Genomic DNA, 18,951 nt, shown 5'->3' with positions numbered 1-18,951 from the left:
ATTTTCTCCGCGAATGCGGCCGTCATTCCGAACTATTAAATATATGAACACATAGTTCATCATAGATTCGTTATGCCAATGAACCGCCGCACAATCCTGAAGCAACTGGCAGGCACGACGGCCGTCGGCGCACTCGCAGGGTGCGTGGGCGTGTCGGAGACCGATTCGACGCAGACGCCCGAACAGAGCGGTGCGGAGGGCGACGACGGTGGCGAAGAGACCACCGCGGGAGCGGAGACCGAGTCCGCGGGCCCGAGCGGGACGTTCACGCTCTGGCACCAGCGCGCGGAAGCCGAGAAGAAGGCGCTCGAAGCCAACGCCGAGACGTTCACCTCGGAGACGGCCCACACGGCCAACCCCGCCGAAATCGCCGACCTCCGGAAGAAGACGACCTCCGCCATCCCCGCCGGGCAGGGCGCGGGCATGTTCGACTGGGCCCACGACTGGACCGGCGAGTACTACCAGAACGGCTTCCTCTCGGACCAGAGCGACCAGCTGGACGTGGACCTCTCGGTCTACACCCGCCCCGCACAGGAGGCGGTCCAGTTCGACGGCGCGACCGTCGCGCTCCCCTACGCGGCCGAGACCGTCGGCCTCATCTACAACAAGGAGATGGTGGACGAAGCGCCCGAGACCATCGCCGACATGAAAGCCATCATGGAGGAGTACCACGACCCCGAAAACGGGATGTACGGCCTCAGCTACCCGCTGAACGCCTACTTCATGAGCGCGTGGGCGCACGCCTTCGGCGGCTACTACTTCGACGAGTCGAACGTCGAACTCGGCCTGTCGAACGAGGCGACCCTCGACGGGTTCCAGTTCATCCTCGACAACTTCGTCCCGTACCAGCCGAAGGACACGGGCTACGACCCGCAGGCGGCCGTCTTCCTCGAGGGCAACGCGCCCTTCGCCATCAACGGGCCGTGGTTCCTCGGCGACGTTCGCTCCAACGACATCGACGCCGGCATCGCCCGGCTCCCCTCGCCCGAGGGCGACGCCGAGCCCAAGCCGTACACGACGGTCAAGCAGCTCTATTTCACCTCGACGCTGGAGGGCGACGAGGCGACGGCGGCGGCGTCCCGCGCGTTCGCCGAGTGGTACACGACGAACACCGACGTGCTCTCGGCGAACGCCGAGGAGTTCGGCTACATCCCGGTCCACAAGGAACTCGCCACGAGCAGCGACCTCCCCGAGGCCGTCCAGGGCTTCTCGGAGTCCGTCTCGCTCGGCACGCCCATCCCGACGCACCCGAACATGGGCGACGTGTGGGGGCCGCTCGAAGACGCCTTCAACAGCGTGAAAAACGGCGACGCGGAGCTCGAACCCGCGTTCACGAAGGCCGAAGAAAACATCCGGTCTAACTGGGAGTAAGGACGATGAGCGTCGTCGACAGCGCCGTCGAGCGCGTCGCGGACAGCCCGGTGGTGAGCAAGGACGACCTGCCTTTGCTGTTGGTACTGCCGGGGCTGTTCGTCTTCCTCGCGTTCATGCTCTTTCCCGTCCTGTACCTGGTGTATCTCTCGTTCACCAACGCGGAGCCGGCCACGCTGTTCCAGGGCAAAGAGCAGTGGGTCGGCCTCGCCAACTACGTGACGGTCCTCTCGGACGGCCAGTTCTGGAACTCGATGGGCGTGACGTGGCTGTTCGTCGCCACGTCGGTCGCGCTCAAGGTGCTCGTCGGCCTCGGCATCGGGCTCGTGGTGACCGGCGAGCGCGTCCGCGGCAAGCGGTTCATGCGCGCGCTCATCATCATCCCGCTGGGCCTGCCGGGTATCTTCACCATCACCATCTGGCGCGGCATCTTCAGTTCGGCCGAGTTCGGCCTCGCCAACCAGTTCCTCCGGATGGCCGGCCTCGACTCCATCGCCTGGCTCTCCGAGCGCTGGATGGCTTTCCTCGCCTACAACGTCACCGAGGCGTGGCTGGCGTACCCGTTCATGGTCATCATCACCGTGAGCGCCCTGCAGGACGTTTCCGAGGAGCTCCACGAGGCGGCGATGATAGACGGCGCGGGCTTCTTCGCCCGCTTCCTGCACGTGACGCTTCCCTCTATCAAGCGCCCCGTGCTGTTCGCCTCGATTCTCACGGCCGCGGCGTCGTTCCAGCAGTTCCTCATCCCGTACGTGTTCAATCAGGGCGGGCCGTCGCGGACGAACGAACTGCTCATCGTCTACGGCTACCGCGAGGCGTTCCGCTTCCAGAAGTACGGTGAGGGCGCGGCGATCATGCTCGTCGCCGTGGCCGTCATCGGCGTCTTCATGATGCTGAACGTCAAGAAGGGACAGCTCGCCGACGGGGTGGACGACGCATGAGCGTCATCTCCGACATCGCGGCCGAGCTCGCCGACGACGCGCGGACCGCCGCGATGGCTCCCGTCGAGTCGGTCAAGGACGCCAAGTACACCCTCGAAGGCATCCGCGAGGGGCGCGTCAGCCCCGCGACGGTGCTGAAGACCGCCGGCATCACCCTCGGTGCCGCGGTCGTCGTCGCGCTCCTGTTGTTCCCGCTGTACTGGGTCGCCGTCGGGGCCTTCTCGGGCACCGGCGCGTCGCTGTACTCGTCGAGCGGGATTCGCCTGTGGCCGGCCGACCCGACCATCGAGCCGTTCCTGTGGGTCATCGGCGACCTCATCGTCCCGAGCTACCGCATCAGCCTCGGCCTCGGCGGCTACGAGGTGTTCCTGCAGACGCCCGAACTGACGTTCCTCGACGTGTCGCAGTACGGGGTCACCGAGACCTCCGAGTTCAAACGGTTCTTCGCGAACAGCCTCACCGTGGCGATTCCGACGGTGATACTGGCGATGTGTCTCATCGTCCCCAGCGCGTACGCGCTGTCGCGCCGGCAGTTCATCGGGCGCTCGAAGGTGCTGTACGGCTACGTGCTGTTCACCCAAATCGGCGGCGGGCTTGGCGTCGCGCTCCTCATCGCGCTGTACGCCCTGTTCGTCCAGTTCGGGTTCAACGACAGCAAGCTCGCGCTGTCGGCGTACTACGCCGCCACCGCGGTCCCGTTCAACACGTGGCTGCTGAAGACGTACATGGACGGGATTCCCGTCTCCTACGAGGAGGCCGCGATGATGGACGGCGCGCCGTCGTGGAAAATCGTCACCGAAATCATCCTCCCCCTGTCGAAGGCGGGGCTGGCGACGGTGTTCATCTTCACCTTCCTCACCGGATGGACCGAGTTCGTCGTCGCCCAGACGCTGCTTTCGACGGACAACTACACCCTTCCCGTCGGACTGTACTCGCTCGTCGGCCGGTACTCCATCCCGTGGGCCCGGTTCTCGGCGTTCGCGCTGACGTTCGCCGCTCCGATTATGCTCATCTACCTGTTCGCACAGCGCTACATCGAAGGTGGCCTGTCGTTCGGTGGGATGGAAGGCTAAACGCGGCGACTCGCTCGGATTCTTTTTTCACCGGTCGTCGATTCGGCTGGTACCAACGCGCCGTGAGAGCGACCGGTCTCACAGCCCGCCGCGGAGCTTTCCGGCGACGAGCCTCGGTACCTGTCGAATCACCGTGGGGAACGTCAGTCCGAGTTGTTCCGCCACTTCTCGCATGTCGAAGTACGCGCGGTGTTCGCCGATGTAGTCCCCGTCGAGACGGAGCACCGAGACGACCCGAATGTCAATCGTCCGGCCGGTCGGCGGGAGACCGTCGAGGGGGCCGTCGTGCGTTCCCGTCAACCGGGCTTCGTACATCACGACGCCGTCGCCGGCGAGCAGTTCGAGGACCGTAATCTCGAAATCTGGATAGCCGGTCGTCACTCCCTCGACGAACTGTCGGAGACCGTCGCGCCCGTGGACCTCGCGCTTCGGTCCGGGAATTCCCTCCGCCGGGGCGGCCGGGTCGTACATCACGAACGACTCCGAGACCAGCGGCGGAATTGCGGCGTAGTTCCGGGTGTTCCACAGTTCGACGTATGCGTCCGCGAACTCGGTGGCACTCCCGCCGGGGAGCATCGGTCCCGCGTCTATCGTCTCCATCCCCCGCGTATCTGCGTCGGTCATGACCCCTCTCCACCGTGAATATTGATGTGTGGTAGCATATGTGTTCCTGTGAGGGTCGCCACGACGCCTCGACGGTATGGAAGGGCAACAGCTGATTCCCCTTCAACAGCCACGAGAACCGCGTGTGTCACTACCGCATGCCAGTTCCCAATCCGAAGTCCTTAACCCTCCCCTGTTGGTAGTTCCGCCAACTCGCTGGCAATGCGGGCACGCCAGAGGGCACCCGTCACGAACGGGACGAAATGTGGTCTCAGGGGAGTTCCCCGACGGACTGAATCGCAAGCGCCCGCGGTGATATACAATGGCACGAAGCTTCTATTCCCACATCAAGGAAGCGTGGAAGACCCCGAAGGAAGGCAAGCTGGCCGAACTCCAGTGGCAGCGAAAACAGGAGTGGCGCGAGCAGGGCGCTATCGAGCGCATCGAGCGCCCCACCCGCCTCGACAAGGCCCGTGAGCTCGGCTACAAAGCCAAGCAGGGCATCGTCGTGGTCCGCGTCTCCGTCCGCAAGGGCGGCGCGCGCAAACAGCGCCACAAGGCCGGCCGCCGCACGAAGCGCCAGGGCGTCAACCGCATCGGCCGCCGCAAGTCCATCCCGCGCATCGCGGAGGAGCGTGCCTCTCGCAAGCACCCCAACCTGCGCGTGCTGAACTCCTACGGCGTCGGACAGGACGGCTCCCAGAAGTGGCAGGAAGTCATCCTCGTCGACCCCGAGCACCCGGCCATCCAGAACGACGACGACCTCAACTGGATCTGCGACAACACCCACGACGGCCGCGCCTTCCGCGGTCTCACCAACGCGGGCAAGAAGAACCGCGGTCTCCAGAACCGCGGCAAGGGCACGGAGCACATCCGTCCGTCCATCCGCGCCGGCAACGGCCGCGGCAAGTAACGCCCCGCGCACCGCGCCAATCTTCTCTCTTTATCCACCGCCGAGCAGCGGCTTCGTCTCCGTCGGAATCGACGGCCCGTACGCTTATTTCGGTCGGTCAGAACTACTGACGCGACTGCATGGTCAGTATCGAAATCAGCGGGCCGCTGCTCCTCGCCGCCGCGGTCCTCGGGGCGGCGTGGATATACCGGGACGCGAAGCGCCGCGCGATGGACACGGCGGACATGTGGGCCGTCGGGTTCTTCGTCGCGTTCGTCCTCCTGCCGGTGCTCGGCGGTCTCGCCGTCTTCGTCTTCTACCTCCAAAACCGGAACCGGCGGCGGGGGTCGCCCGTCACGGTTCCCGGGGCGTAGATTCGGGCGTCGCTCTGCGAGTCGAGATGAGCCGTCGTGAAAATCCGTCGGCGACTCAGAACGGCGACGTGGGTCCGAGGTCCGCCTCGCCCTCGGACCCGTCTTCGACCGCGCCGTCCCACGCGTCGAAGCCGCCGCGGAGGCTGGACACGTCGGCGTCGACGTTGTCGTCCAGCACCGAGGCGACCTGCTTCGAACTCTTGCCGACGTAACACGAGACGACGACCTCGGCGGGCCACTCGCGGTCGAACACCTCGGGCCCGAGCGTCGCCGCCGGGAGGTTCTCCGAATCGGGGATGTGTCCGGACGCGTACGACGAGGGGTCTCGGATGTCGACGACGGCGATGTCTTCGTCGTCGGCCAGTCTCTCGCGTAGTTCGTCGGGCGTCGTCTCGGCGACCATACCCGACGTGACGGGCGGAGCGTCAAAGGCGCGTCGCTTCCGGCGATGCCGTCGTCGGAGACGGCGGTCTGAGCGTCGAGGAACGGGGCGCGCCCGTGCCGCGGCTTTATTCGGGGTCGACGCCAACCTCGGGATATGACGCTCTCACTCGACGCCACCCAGTTGGACCGCTACTCGCGGCACATCATCATGGACGAGGTCGGCCCGGAGGGCCAAGAGCGACTGCTCTCGGCGCGGGTCGTCGTCGTCGGCGCGGGCGGATTGGGCGCGCCGGCCATCGAGTACCTCGCGGCGGTCGGCGTCGGCGAACTCGTCGTCGTCGACGACGACGTGGTCGAGCGGAGCAACCTCCAGCGACAGGTCATCCACCGCGACGACGACGTAGGGGTGGCCAAAGCCGAGAGCGCCGCCGCGTTCGTCCGCGGGCTCAACCCCGACGTGTCGGTCGAACCGGTCGAGACGCGGGTCGATAAGTCGAACGTCCACGAGGTCGTCGCGAGCGCGGACGTGGTGGTCGACGCCTCGGACAACTTCCCGACGCGCTACCTCCTCAACGACGTCTGTCGCTTCGAGGGAATCCCGCTGGTCCACGGCGCGATATACAAGTTCGAGGGGCAGGCGACGACGCTCGTCCCCGAGGGGCCGTGTTACCGATGTCTGTTCGCCGAAGCGCCCGAACCGGGGACCGTCCCCGACTGCGCGACGACCGGCGTCCTCGGTGTTCTCCCCGGCACGGTCGGCTGTATTCAGGCGACGGAAGCGATGAAAATCCTCCTCGACGAGGGCGAGGTGCTCGACGGCCGGCTCCTGTTTTACGACGCCATGGATATGACGTTCGAGACGGTCCCGTACCGGAAGAACCCGGACTGCCCCGTCTGCGGCGAGGGCGGCGTCGACTCCATCGAGGACATCGATTACGTCGAGAGCTGCGCAATCAGTCTCGACTGAGAAGAGAACTCCAACGCGGCGTCGTCGAACGCCCCGAGTCGGTCGCGCTACCGGTCGAACTGGAACCCGCCGAACTCGTCCGCAGAGCCGCCGTCGGTCGCCGCGCGGACCGAGTCGGCGTCCGCGCCGTCGACCACCTCGTCGAAGTCCATCGCGTCCAGTTCCTCGACCGCCGCCGCGTCGCCGCCGACGAGGGCGTCCACCCGGTCGGCGAGCGCGTCGAGCGCGACCGTCTGGTCGGCCGTCGCGTCGGTGATGTCGGTCGTCGACGCCTCGGCGGCGGTCGCGTGTTCCTGGGCCACCTGAATCGTGGTCGTGACCTCCTCGATGTTCGTCGCCTGCGAGTCGGTCGCGCGGGCGACCTCGGTGACGCCGTTGGCAGCGGAGTCCGCGGCGTCCGCGATTTCGGAGAGCGAGGCGAGCACGTCCTCGATTTCGCCGGAGGCGACCTGAATCTGCTCGTGGGACTGCTCGGAGGCCAGCACCGTCTCGTCGGCCTGCTCTTGAATCTCGGCGATGCTGTCGGCGATTTCCTCCGTGTGCTCGTGGGTCTGGTTCGCGAGCTGTTTGACCTCGTCGGCGACGACCGAGAAGCCCTCGCCCGCTTCGCCCGCGCGGGCGGCCTCGATGTTCGCGTTGAGCGCGAGCAGGTTCGTCCGGTCTGCGACCTCCGCGATGACCTCGACGACCTCCTCGATGACGACCATGCGCTGTTGGAGTTCGGTCACGCTGTCGAGCAGTTCGTCGGAGATGTCGATGACCTGGTCGGTCGCGCTCCGGATGCTCTGGCCGGCCTCCTGCCCGTTTTCGGCGGCCGCGCGGGCCTGATTCGCCGCCGACGCGACCTCGTCGGAGGTGGCCGCAATCTCCTCCATGCTGGCCGATAGCTCCTGCATCTCCTCGGACCCCGTCGAGAGGAGGTCCGCCTGCTCCGTGACCTGCGACTCGATGTCGGTCGCGGCGGTCGCGGCCCGCTGAATCGCGCCGCCGAGATCGGCGGTCGTGGCGTCGACTTCGCTGGCGAGGCGGTCGAACCGGGTCGCCATCTCGTTGAGGTCCGAGACGACCGCCAGCGTCTCGTCGTTGAGGACGCCACGGTCGTCCGCGAAGGACGCGCGGGCCGAGAGGTCGCCTGCCGTGAGGCTCCCGATGGTGGTCGAGACCTCGTCGACGAGCGCCTCGGACGCCCGCTGTTTCTCCACGGCGTCGGTCCGGTCGTGGACCGCCTCGACGACGCCGACCAGTTCGTCGCCCTCGAACAGCGGTTGGGCGGTGAAAGCGATGTGGCGGTCCGCGCCGTGTCGGTCGGTCATGGTACTGGTGTCGCGGTAGAGCCGGCTACCCTCGTCGACCACGTCGAGCCCGTGGACCTCGGCGGCGGTCCGCGGGTCGTCGAGCACCTTGTCGGCGAGCGTCTTCGCCCGCCGGCCGTCCGGGTAGAACAGTTCGCTCACGTGTTCCGACCCGAGCGCCTCCGCGGCGGGGACGCCCGTGAGCTTCGTAATCGGGTCGTTCCACGCGATGACGTGGCCGTCGGCGTCGAGGACGAACACCGGCATCCCTACGCCGTCAAGCAGAGCACCCGTGTCCAGTCGCTCCGCCGCCAGCGCGACCGTCCCTCGTTCGTCCGCCTGTGCGCCACCGTCGGTCCGCGTCCGAGCCCCGACCCCCGGGACCAGCGCCGCGAGTCGCGAAAGCAGGTCCATACGTCCACCTCACGCGGATTGCCGGTATAACGCTACGCTCTGAATTATCATATCTGAGATTTGACTGGTACAAAAGCGGTATCTCCTGGTGGACCCGGGTGTGGAAAACGGAACGGTCGAAGAAAGCGGTCGGTGCGTGGGAGAGCCGAACGGGGGAACCAAAGAGGGCCGAACGGGGAATCGGGAAGGGCCGAGTGGGGGACTGGAGAGGACCGAACGGGGACTAGCGGTTCAGACCGCCGCGAAACCGCGCTCCAGCGGGGCGGTCGTGGCGGTCACGTCGTCAGTCGAGGTCGCCGGGGCGGTCGCCGTCGAGGCCGCCGTCGGTCGCCGGGGCGTCGAGTTCGGCGGTCGACGCGGCGTCGGAGTCGGCGAACGCGCCGTCGCGGTCCGCAGCGTCGTAGTCGACGGTGAACTCGGAGACGAGCGACATCAGCTGCTCGGACTGGGTAGCGAGACGGTCCGCGCCGTCGGAGACCTCGCTGAGCGAGGCGGTCTGTTCTTCGGCCGCGGCCGCGACCGACTCGGCGCGCTCGGCGGTCTCGTCGCTGATATCGGAGACGCGGTCCATCATCGACGCGACCTCCTCGGTCGAGGCGGCCTGCTCGTCCGTGGTCCGGCTGATTTCGTCGACGCCGTCGGTCGTCTCGCGGACGTTCTCGACGATAGTGTCGAGCGAGTCGCGGGCGGTCTGGACCGCGTCGACGCCGGAGTCGACGGCGTCGCGCGTCTCGCGCATCTCGGAGACGGACGCCGCGGACTTCGCTTGGACCTCCTCGATGGTCGCCTCGATTTCCTCGGCCGAGGCCTTGGTCTCGCCGGCGAGTTCCTTGACCTCGTTTGCAACGACCGAGAAGCCCTCGCCGGCCTCGCCGGCGCGGGCGGCCTCGATGTTCGCGTTGAGCGCGAGGATGTTCGTCTGCTCCGCGATGTCGGTGATGAGTTCGACGATGTCGCCGATTTCGGCCATGTCGCCTTCGAGGTCCTCGATGCGGTCGACCGTCCGGCGGGTCTGCGTCTCGACGGTCTCGATGGTGTCGATGGCGTTGGCGGCCGCCTCGTGGCCGTCCTCGCTCGCTTCGAGGGTGTGCTGGGCGGTCCGTTCGAGCTCGCTCGCCGAGGAGGCGACCTCCTCGATGGTCGCAGAGAGGTTGCTCGTCTCGCTCGTCGTCTGCCGGAGGTTCTCGCGCTGTTCGTGCGCGCCCTCGGCCATGACCTGCGTGGACTCGCTGACCTGTCGGCTCGCGCGCTCTATCTCCTGGGAGCTCGCGGTGACCTCCTGGCTGGCCGCGGCGACGGTCTCGGCGAACGCGACGACCTCCGCGACGGTCGCTTCGAGCTCGTCGGCCATGTCGTTGAACGACCGCGCCATCTCGTTCATCGCGTCGTTGTCGGCGTCCTCCGACATCCGGCGCGTGAGATTGCCGTCGGCGGCGTCCGCCATCGTCTCGCTGAACTCGGCGGCCTTCGCTTCGAGTTCGGTGATGAGGGCTTCGAGTTCCGTGTGCGTCTGACCCATCGACTCGCCGAACGACCCCGGGATGTCCTCGTCGAGGACGGGGTCGTCGAAGCGCTTGTCGGCGAGCGCCTCGGCCTGCCCGGCGACGGTCGTGAGGTACGACTGCATCGACTCGAAGGAGTCGTACAGCCGCCCCATCTCGTCGATTCGGACGGTGTTCGGGAGGTCGCCGTCGACCTCGCCGTTGGCGATGTCGTCGGCGTTGCGAGCGACGACCGAGAGGGACCGCGCGGTGCCGCGGCCCATGGTCGCGCCGACGAGGAACAGCGCGCCGACGCCGAACGCGACGAGGAGCATCACGTTCGTCGTCACCTGCGACTGGAGCGCGAACGCCCGGTCGGCCGGCACGTGGTAGGTGAGCACCCAGTCGGTTCCGGTGATGGGCGCGTACGCCATCGCGTACTCGCCGGACTCCATGCCCGTGCGGGCGGAGACGACCTCGTAGCCGGTCTGCCCGGACAGCGCCGCGTCGATGGCCTCGATGGACGAGCCGTCGGCGGCCGCGTACTGGTCGAGGATAGACGCCTTCCGGTTGTCGAAGAGGATGGTTCCCGACTCGGAGACGACCTTGGTGTCACCGGTCGCGTAGGGCGATTCGAACTGGTGGGAGCCCGCTTGGAGCGACGCCGTCAGGACGATTGCGCCGTTGGCCCCGGAGACGGGCGCGGCGAACGCGACGACCGGCTCGCCGCCGGACTCGTACGGCTCGGTGACGGTCACGGACTGGCCCGACGACAGCGACGCGGCGTCGTCGGCCCACGGCGCGGACAGCGAGTCGAGCGACTGCCCGGTCGCGCTGTCGGTCGTGCTCGCGACGACCGCGCCGGTGTCGGCGTCGACGTAGTGGAGCGAACGGACGTCACCGGAGAGTTGGATGAGCTTCCCTTCGAGCCACCGCTGGTGGTCGGCGGGCGGAGTACCAGCCGGTTGGTCCGCGAGCGACTCGGCGAGGAACGAGACGGTGGACTCCTTCGAGGTCACCCAGTCGGAGACCGACTTGGCCTCCGTCGCCGCCGCGCCGCGAATCTGCGACTCGGTCTGCGACTCGACGACCGACTTGGTGTCGAAGTGGATGTACGCGCCCGCGCCGCCCATGACGAGCGCGATGAGGAGGAGCACGACCCCGAACTTCGCCGCGTAGCGCCGGCGAATCACGTTCGGAAGCGCCCGTTCGAGGAGGCTCGTCAGCCGCGAAAACGGGTTCATTGCGAACCTCCGGACTCGAAGAACTGGCGCTGGAGGAGTTCGACCTGCTCGACCGAGCCGTTGTGGACCCGCTCGACGAGGTACGAACTCAGCGGTTCGAGCGCCTCCGTGAGGTCGACCCCGCTCGACGCGCCCTGATAGTTCAGTTCGCGGCCGGCGTCGACGAGCGTTCGAACCCGGTCAAACTCGCCGACCGAGACGGTGTGTCCGGTTCCGCCCGAGACGGTCTGCAGGGCGTCTGCGATGGCCGGACCCGACGCCTCGCCCGCGTACTCCGCCGCGGTCGCCATGAGGAACAGGGCGTCGTAGGCGTTCGCCGCGTAGGGTTGCAGCGGCGCGATGTCGGAGAGCCGCTGGGAGAGGTGAAAGTAGCCGTCAGTCCGAACCGACGACAGCGAGGCGCTGTAGAAGCCCTCGTAATAGGGCGGAATCTCGCCGTCGAACAGGCCCGCCGAGAAGACCCACGGGGCCTCGTAGTCGGACGCGCCGTAGGCGTCGAGGACGCCCCCCTCCTGTCCGGGGACGCTGACGAAGCCGACCGCGTCGGGCGAGTCGGCGAACACCTCGTCGACGACGCCGCCGAAGTCGTCCGCGGTCGGGTCGTAGCTGACCTCGGTGACGACCTCCGCGTCGAGTTGGTCGCCGAGTGCGGTGCCGAGGTCGGAGCCGAAGGCCCCGTCGACGGTGAGTACGGCGACCCGGTCGGCGTCGGCGTACTGCGGCGCGTCGAGAATCTTCGCCATCGCGGTCGCCTGCAGGCTGTCGCTCGGGACGGTGCGGCCGAAGAACTTCCGACCGTCGGCGCGCCCGGCCTCCGAGAGCCGCGGGTTCGTGCTCGCCGGGCTCATCTCCATGACGGCGTCGTCGGCCGCCTCGGGGGCGAGCGCGAGCGACACGTCGCTGACGAGGCCGCCGACGAAGCCGACGACGCCCGCGTCGGCCAGCGAGGCGTAGCCGTCGGTTGCGACCGACGCGGACCCCTCCGTGTCCACGGTGGTCAGTTCGACCGGCCGCCCGAGCACGCCGCCCGCGCGGTTGATGTCTTCGACCGCCTGCTCGGCGGCGCGCTTGCCGTGCGTTCCCACCTGCTCCAGCGACCCGCTGACGGGCAACATCGCCCCGAACCGAACGGGCTCCCCGGACTCCGTTCCGAACGTCCCCACGCACCCGGACAGCGAGCCGAGCCCCACCGCGCCGGCGGCGGTGCGGAGAAACGTCCGTCTGTCGTACCTTGCTGTCACAGATTTTCCGAGACAACTCCCGTATATAATTTTGGGCCGCCGATTATCATACGCTGTATTTTTGGGACGGCTGTCCAACATCGAACACGAAATATGGATGTGCTACCACGCAACAGCCGAGCGAGTCGTCGCGACGAGGGATCAGTTTCGGGACGCTCGCACTCCCTCACGACTGGGGCATCGTAGCGTTTTATCCGCCGGCCCACCCACGTGCGGACATGACTACTCAGGGAATCGTCGGACAGTTCCTCTCGCTGAAAGAGGAGACCGACGCCGACCTGCTCGCCATGCAGTGCGGCGACTTCTACGAGTTCTTCGCCGACGACGCCGAGACGGTCGGCCGCGAACTCGACCTCAAGGTCTCCCAGAAGTCCTCGCACGGGTCGTCGTACCCGATGGCGGGCGTGCCGCTGAACGACCTGACGCCCTACCTCAAGGCGCTCGTCGAGCGCGGCTACCGGGTCGCCGTCGCCGACCAGTACGAGACCGAGTCCGGCGACCTTCGCCGAGAAATCAAGCGCGTTGTCACGCCGGGGACGCTTCTCGAAACCTCCCGTGCCGACGCGCAGTTCCTCGCGGCCGTCGTGACCGACGGCGACGGCGTCGGCCTCGCGTTCGCCGACATCACCACCGGCCAGTTCCTCGTCACCGAGGCCGCGACCGTCGACGACGCCGCGGCCGAACTCTACCGCTTCGCCCCCGTCGAAGTCCTCCCCGGCCCGGAACTGCGCGGCGACGACGAGACGCTCTCTCGCCTGCGCGAGGCCACGGACGCCTCCTTCTCGCTTTTCTCCACCGAGGCGTTCGCGCCGGGTCGCGCCCGCCACGCCGTCCGCGAGCAGTTCGGCGCGTCCACGGTCGACAGCGTCGGTCTCGACTCCGACCTCGCGACCCGCGCCGCCGGCGGCGTCCTCGCCTACGTCGAGGAGACGGGCGCGGGCGTCCTCCGGTCGATGACGCGCCTGCAGGTCTACCACCCTTCGGACCTGCTCGAACTCGACGCGACCACCCAGCGCAACCTCGAACTCACCGAGACGATGCACGGCGACCGCTCGGGGTCGCTGTTCGACACGATAGACCACACCGTCACCTCTCCCGGCGGCCGCCTCCTCCGCGAGTGGCTGACCCGCCCGCGGCGCGACCGCGACGAACTCGCCCGCCGACTCGACGCCGTGCAGTCGCTCGCCTCGGCCGCCCTCGCCCGCGAGCGCGTTCGCGAGGTACTCGACGGGGCGTACGACCTCGAACGACTCGCCTCCCGGTCGGCGTCCGGGAGCGCCGGCGCGTCCGACTTGCTCTCGGTTCGGGACACCCTCTCTGTGCTTCCCGCGCTCGCCGACGCCATCGAGGGGACCGAACTCGCGGACTCCCCGCTCGCGGAAGTCGTCTCGCGGCCGGACCGGGACGCCGCGGCCGACCTCCGAGCCGACCTCGCCGACGCGCTCGCCGAGGACCCGCCGAAGACGGTCACGCAGGGCGGGCTGTTCCAGCAGGGCTACGACGACGAACTCGACGACCTCATCGAGCGCCACGAGTCGGCGAAGTCGTGGCTCGACACGCTCGCCGACCGCGAAAAGCGGGACCACGGCCTCTCGCACGTCACCGTCGACCGCAACAAGACCGACGGCTACTACATCCAGGTCGGCAAGTCGGTCGCCGACCAGGTCCCCGACCACTACCGGCAGATAAAGACGCTCAAGAACTCGAAGCGCTTCGTCACCGAGGAGTTAGAGGAGAAAGAACGCGAGATTCTCCGGCTCGAAGAGGCCCGCGGCGACCTCGAGTACGAACTGTTCGAAGAACTCCGCGAGCGCGTGGCCCGGCGCGCCGAACTCCTGCAGGACGTGGGGCGAACCATCGCCGAGGTGGACGCGCTGGCGTCGCTTGCGACCCACGCCGCCGGCAACGGGTGGACCCGACCCGAACTCACGGACGCCGGGGCGCTCGACATCGAGGCCGGTCGCCACCCGGTCGTGGAGACGACGACCGACTTCGTCCCGAACGACCTCCGCATGGACGACGAGCGCGGCTTCCTCATCGTCACCGGGCCGAACATGTCGGGCAAATCGACGTACATGCGGCAGGCGGCGCTCATCACGCTCCTCGCGCAGGTGGGGAGCTTCGTGCCCGCGCGCTCGGCGACCGTCGGCGTCGTCGACGGCATCTACACCCGCGTCGGCGCGCTGGACGAACTCGCGCAGGGTCGCTCGACGTTCATGGTCGAGATGCAGGAACTCTCGAACATCCTCCACTCGGCCACCGAGGACTCGCTCGTCATCCTCGACGAGGTGGGCCGCGGAACCGCCACCTACGACGGCATCTCCATCGCGTGGGCGGCCACCGAGTACCTGCATAATGAGATACGGGCCAAGACGCTCTTCGCCACGCACTACCACGAGCTGACGACCCTCGCGGACCACCTCGACCGCGTCGCCAACGTCCACGTCGCGGCCGACGAGCGCGACGGCGACGTGACCTTCCTCAGGACCGTCGTCGACGGCCCGACCGACCGGAGCTACGGGATTCACGTCGCCGATTTGGCGGGGGTTCCGCGCCCGGTCGTCGACCGCGCCGCCGACGTGCTCGACCGGCTCCGCGAGGAGAAGGCCATCGAGGCGAAGGGGTCCGGAACCTCGGAACCCGTACAGGCCGTCTTCGACGTGGGAAGCGGACAGATGAAAGTCGCGGAGGGCGGCGACTCCGCCGACGATTCGACGGGCTCCGGTGCGCCCGCGAACGGCGCAACGGGCAACGGGTCGGCCGGGGCGCTCGCCGGGGCGAGCGCCGAGGCGGCCGACGCCGAGACAGAGACCGAGTCCGGGGCCGCGCCGGACCCGGAAACCGAAGCCGTCCTCGACGAACTCCGGGCGACCGACGTGAACGACACGTCGCCGCTGGACCTGATGGCGAAGGTGCAGGCGTGGCAGTCGAAGCTGGACGGCGGTGACGGCGAATGAGCGACATCAAACAGCTCGACGAGAAGACCATCCAGCGCATCGCTGCCGGCGAGGTGGTCGAACGGCCCGCCTCGGTCGTCAAGGAGTTGTTCGAAAACAGCCTCGACGCGGACGCGACGCGCATCTCCGTGGCCGTCGACGCCGGCGGCGTGGAGGGCGTCCGCATCCGCGACGACGGCGTCGGCATGAGCGAGGAGGACCTCGAACTCGCCGTCCGCGAGCACACGACGAGCAAAATCGGCGATATCGAGGACCTCGAAGCCGGCGTCGGCACCCTCGGCTTCCGCGGCGAGGCGCTCCACACCATCGGCGCGGTGTCGCGGCTGACCATCCGGTCGAAGCCCCGCGGCGGCGACGTGGGCACGGAGCTGAAGTACGAGGGCGGCGAGGTCGAGTCGATTCGGCCGGCCGGCTGTCCCGAGGGGACGGTCGTCGAGGTCGACGACCTGTTTTACAACACGCCCGCGCGCCGGAAGTTCCTCAAGACGACGGCGACCGAGTTCGACCACGTCAACGCGGTCGTCACCCACTACGCCCTCGCCAACCCCGACGTGGCCGTCTCGCTCGAACACGACGACCGCGAGGTGTTCGCCACCGAGGGCCGCGGCGACCTCCAGTCGACCGTGCTCTCGGTGTACGGCCGCGAGGTCGCGGAGTCGATGGTTCCGGTCGACCGCGACGCCCCCGGCGTCTCTGTCTCGGGGCTCGTGAGCCACCCCGAGACGACCCGAAGCACCCGCGACTACCTCTCGACGTTCGTCAACGACCGCTACGTCACCGACCGCGTGCTCCGCGAGGCCGTCCTCGACGCCTACGGCGGCCAACTCGACGCCGACCGCTACCCCTTCGCGGTGCTGTTCGTCGAGGTCGCGCCCGACGCCGTGGACGTGAACGTCCACCCGCGGAAGATGGAGGTCCGCTGGGACGACGAGGCCGGCGTCAAGCGCGACGTGACCGATGCGGTCGAAGACGCCCTGCTGAATCACGGCCTCGTCCGGTCGTCGGCCCCGCGAGGCCGGTCGAAAGCCGACGAGGCGGCCATCCAACCCGGTTCGACGGACGACGACGCGGCGTCGATGGACCCCCACGACGCCCGGGAATCGGAGACGGGCGGCGAAACAGACGACGACGCGGACCCCCCGTCCGCGCGGGACGTGCAGTCGGCGCGGGAGGCCCGCGAGTCGGATGCACAGTCGAACCCGGACGCGGTCGCGGCCGACGATGCCGGACCAGACACCACGACTGCAACTGAACGAGGGTCGGGCGTCGACGCCGAGAATCCGGCTGACGGCGACGCTGATGCGTCCGCCGAGACGGCCGAGGATTCGGGGAGTTCGTCCGGTTCGACTTCGACCTCGACGCCGGCGTCCGCGCCGCCGACGCCGCCCCGCGAGTACGACCTCGCGCCGGGACCGGAGACGACCGAGCAGTCGTCGCTTTCGACCGACGAGACTGAACCGGAGGCGACACAGGCAACGAGGCCGTCCGACGACCCCGAATCGGAGTCCGAGTCGGACAGCGAAACCCCGCCACGTCGCCCCTCGCGAATCGCCGCGCCGACGACCCAGCGCGACCTCTCCGGGGAGGAGGCGGACCTCTCACCCGAGTTCGACTCGCTCCCGTCGATGCGAATCATCGGCCAACTCGCGGACACCTACATCGTCGCCGAGACCGACGAGGGGCTGGTTCTCGTCGACCAGCACGCCGCCGACGAGCGCGTGAACTACGAGCGCCTGAAGGGCGAGGTCGAAGGCGATACGCCGACGCAGGCGCTGGCCGAACCGGTCGAACTCGAACTCACGGCGCGCGAGGCGGCGCTGTTCGAGGAGTACCGCGAGGCGCTGGCGCAGGTGGGATTCCACGCCGGGCGGACCGGCGAGCGGACCGTCTCGGTCCGCACCGTGCCGGCGGTGTTCGACGCCGCGCTCGACCCCGGACTGCTCCGCGACGCGCTGACGGCGTTCGTCCGCGAGGAGGCCGACGGCGGCCGAAAGACCGTCGACGCCGTCGCCGACGAACTGCTGTCGGACCTCGCGTGTTACCCCTCGATTACGGGCAACACGTCGCTCCGGGAGGGCTCCGTGCTCGACCTGCTCGCCGCGCTCGACGACTGCGAGAACCCCTACGCCTGCCCCCACGGTCGCCCGGTCATCATCGAGTTCGACCGCGACGAAATCGCCTCGCGCTTCGAGCGCGACTACCCCGGCCACGGCGGGCGACGACGCGAGGAGTAGCCGGCGCGGGTCGGTCGCGTTGCCCGCCGCTATCCGCGACCCGACCTCCGATTCTCGGAACCGATAGCATCGGCGAGGATTCAAGTCGGGGCACCGAGACGGTGGAGGCGATGAATCCGCTGGTCTTTCTGGGCATCTGCTTCGGGCCGCTGGCGCTCGTCGTCTCGTATCTCTTCACGGCGGCGACGGGGCCGAGCGTGCCGCCGTGGACCGACGCGGCCGGGCAGGCGATTCGGCTCTACGGGACGGCGGCCGCCGTGGTCGTCGGCCCGCTGGCGCTCCACGTCGACCGGCTGGACCTCGCCCGCGAGAGCGACTGGGTTCCCTCCCCCGTGTACTACCTCGTGGCGATTCCGTTTCTGAGCATCCCCATCGCGTTCATCTACCTCGTCCGGCGATTGACCGCCGCGTGAGCCGGCACGCGGGGGCGAACGAATCGACCGCAGGCGTGTCATTCGACGGCAACGCCGGAGGTTTATATCGCGCCCGCGAACGGCCTTCCATGACAGCACTCGTGACCTTCGGCGAGACGATGCTTCGGCTGTCGCCGCCGCGTGGCGAGCGACTCGAGACCACCCGCGAACTCGAAGTGCAGGCGGGCGGCGCGGAGTCGAACGTCGCCGTCGCCGCCACCCGACTCGGAGGGGACGCAGCGTGGTTCTCGAAGCTCCCGGACTCGCCGCTCGGCCGGCGAATCGTCGGCGAACTCCGGAGCCACGGCGTCGACACCGACGGCGTCGTCTGGACCGACGACGCCCGACAGGGCGTCTACTACCTCGAACACGGGGCGTCGCCGCGCCCGACGAACGTCGTCTACGACCGCGCCGACGCGGCCGTGACGACGCTGGAGACGGGCGAAACCGACCTCGACGCCGTCCGCGACGCCGAGGTGTGCTACACGAGCGGCATCACCCCCGCGCTCTCCGAGACGCTCCGCGAGACCACGGCCGACGTGCTCGATGCGGCGCAGGACGCCGGGACGACGACCGCCTTCGACCTGAACTACCGGACGAAGCTCTGGTCGCCCGAGGAGGCGGCCGAGGGCTACCGAGCCCTGCTCGGCTCCGTCGACCTGCTGTTCGCCGCCGAGCGCGACGCGGCGACCGTCCTCGGGCGCGACGGCGACGCCGAGTCCGTCGCCCGCGGGCTCGCCGAGGACTACGGTATCGAGACCGTCGTCGTCACTCGCGGCGAGAAGGGGTCGCTCGCCGTCTCCGGCGGAGCGGTGTCCGAACAGGGCGTCTACGAGGCTGAGACCCGCGACGCCATCGGGACCGGCGACGCCTTCGTCGGCGGCTATCTCGCCAAGCACCTCGACGGCGGGAGCGTGGCCGAGTCGCTGCGGTGGGCGTCGGCGACGGCGTCGCTCAAGCGGACCGTCGACGGCGACATCGCGGTCGTCAACCCCGAAGACGTCGAGCGCGTCGTCGCCGACGAGGGCGACGGCATCTCGCGGTAGGGTCGCCCGGCGACCGGCGGCGAC

General features: G+C 68.5%; 15 protein-coding genes. 10 read left to right on the top strand and 5 right to left on the bottom strand.

The features are described from left to right. The first annotated feature begins 78 nt into the window (after positions 1 to 78). Genes C5B91_RS01255 through C5B91_RS01245 form a run of 3 tightly spaced genes read left to right on the top strand, consistent with a single transcriptional unit; the run spans position 79 to position 3,385 of the window. Complete coding sequence (locus C5B91_RS01255; RefSeq protein ID WP_081909187.1) at positions 79 to 1,371, top strand: substrate-binding domain-containing protein; 1,293 nt, start codon at positions 79 to 81, stop codon at positions 1,369 to 1,371. 5 nt (positions 1,372 to 1,376) lie between these two features. After that, entirely contained in the window at positions 1,377 to 2,312 is a 936-nt protein-coding gene (locus C5B91_RS01250) for a carbohydrate ABC transporter permease (RefSeq protein ID WP_004044370.1), read from the top strand. Then, positions 2,309 to 3,385 (top strand): sugar ABC transporter permease, encoded by a 1,077-nt coding sequence (locus tag C5B91_RS01245; RefSeq protein WP_008091825.1) that lies wholly within the window; start codon positions 2,309 to 2,311, stop codon positions 3,383 to 3,385. Before C5B91_RS01250 ends, C5B91_RS01245 begins: the two co-directional genes overlap by 4 nt. A gap of 78 nt (positions 3,386 to 3,463) precedes the next feature. On the opposite strand, the gene C5B91_RS01240 is transcribed toward C5B91_RS01245, so the two are convergent. Next, on the bottom strand, positions 3,464 to 4,009 hold the full coding sequence (locus tag C5B91_RS01240) for an ester cyclase (RefSeq protein WP_233514180.1): 546 nt from the start codon (positions 4,007 to 4,009) through the stop codon (positions 3,464 to 3,466). Between the two features lie 301 nt (positions 4,010 to 4,310). Here C5B91_RS01240 and C5B91_RS01235 point away from each other — a divergent pair, with 301 nt between their 5' ends. Continuing rightward, positions 4,311 to 4,901 (top strand): 50S ribosomal protein L15e, encoded by a 591-nt coding sequence (locus tag C5B91_RS01235; protein ID WP_004973253.1) that lies wholly within the window; start codon positions 4,311 to 4,313, stop codon positions 4,899 to 4,901. A 119-nt stretch (positions 4,902 to 5,020) separates the two neighbouring features. Next, positions 5,021 to 5,254: a hypothetical protein gene (locus C5B91_RS01230; protein WP_008091821.1), complete on the top strand. Its 234-nt coding sequence runs from the start codon at positions 5,021 to 5,023 to the stop codon at positions 5,252 to 5,254. A gap of 55 nt (positions 5,255 to 5,309) precedes the next feature. Here C5B91_RS01230 and C5B91_RS01225 read toward each other — a convergent pair whose 3' ends face one another. After that, the gene (locus C5B91_RS01225; RefSeq protein WP_008091819.1) at positions 5,310 to 5,657 is read right to left on the bottom strand and encodes a rhodanese-like domain-containing protein; all 348 of its coding nucleotides are present in this window, start codon (positions 5,655 to 5,657) and stop codon (positions 5,310 to 5,312) included. Between the two features lie 135 nt (positions 5,658 to 5,792). On the opposite strand from C5B91_RS01225, the gene moeB reads away from it, so the two are divergent. Continuing rightward, positions 5,793 to 6,605: a molybdopterin-synthase adenylyltransferase MoeB gene (gene moeB / locus C5B91_RS01220; RefSeq protein WP_049968070.1), complete on the top strand. Its 813-nt coding sequence runs from the start codon at positions 5,793 to 5,795 to the stop codon at positions 6,603 to 6,605. 47 nt (positions 6,606 to 6,652) lie between these two features. On the opposite strand, the gene C5B91_RS01215 is transcribed toward moeB, so the two are convergent. The 3 genes from C5B91_RS01215 to C5B91_RS01205 all read right to left on the bottom strand — a co-directional run bounded on the left by C5B91_RS01215 (position 6,653) and on the right by C5B91_RS01205 (position 12,211). Beyond that, positions 6,653 to 8,311 (bottom strand): methyl-accepting chemotaxis protein, encoded by a 1,659-nt coding sequence (locus C5B91_RS01215; RefSeq protein ID WP_115818982.1) that lies wholly within the window; start codon positions 8,309 to 8,311, stop codon positions 6,653 to 6,655. 283 nt (positions 8,312 to 8,594) lie between these two features. Next, positions 8,595 to 11,036, bottom strand: coding sequence for a methyl-accepting chemotaxis protein (locus C5B91_RS01210; RefSeq protein WP_115818981.1), 2,442 nt, complete (start codon positions 11,034 to 11,036; stop codon positions 8,595 to 8,597). Then, on the bottom strand, positions 11,033 to 12,211 hold the full coding sequence (locus tag C5B91_RS01205; protein WP_255563888.1) for an ABC transporter substrate-binding protein: 1,179 nt from the start codon (positions 12,209 to 12,211) through the stop codon (positions 11,033 to 11,035). The genes C5B91_RS01210 and C5B91_RS01205 overlap by 4 nt, the downstream gene beginning before the upstream one ends. A gap of 284 nt (positions 12,212 to 12,495) precedes the next feature. On the opposite strand from C5B91_RS01205, the gene mutS reads away from it, so the two are divergent. From mutS to kdgK1, 4 genes are all read left to right on the top strand, one after another. After that, the gene (mutS, locus tag C5B91_RS01200; RefSeq protein ID WP_115818980.1) at positions 12,496 to 15,234 is read left to right on the top strand and encodes a DNA mismatch repair protein MutS; all 2,739 of its coding nucleotides are present in this window, start codon (positions 12,496 to 12,498) and stop codon (positions 15,232 to 15,234) included. Beyond that, positions 15,231 to 17,468 (top strand): DNA mismatch repair endonuclease MutL, encoded by a 2,238-nt coding sequence (mutL, locus tag C5B91_RS01195; protein WP_115818979.1) that lies wholly within the window; start codon positions 15,231 to 15,233, stop codon positions 17,466 to 17,468. Before mutS ends, mutL begins: the two co-directional genes overlap by 4 nt. 110 nt (positions 17,469 to 17,578) lie before the next feature. Then, positions 17,579 to 17,881, top strand: coding sequence for a hypothetical protein (locus C5B91_RS01190; protein WP_115818978.1), 303 nt, complete (start codon positions 17,579 to 17,581; stop codon positions 17,879 to 17,881). 89 nt (positions 17,882 to 17,970) lie between these two features. After that, positions 17,971 to 18,927, top strand: a complete 957-nt coding sequence (gene kdgK1 / locus C5B91_RS01185) for a bifunctional 2-dehydro-3-deoxygluconokinase/2-dehydro-3-deoxygalactonokinase (RefSeq protein ID WP_115818977.1) — start codon at positions 17,971 to 17,973, stop codon at positions 18,925 to 18,927. Positions 18,928 to 18,951 lie beyond the last annotated feature (24 nt).

The organism is Haloferax sp. Atlit-10N, from assembly GCF_003586325.1.
GTDB lineage: Archaea > Halobacteriota > Halobacteria > Halobacteriales > Haloferacaceae > Haloferax > Haloferax prahovense.
The sequence above is the reverse complement of the archived record's forward strand: the minus strand, read 5'-3'. Positions and strand labels throughout refer to the sequence as shown.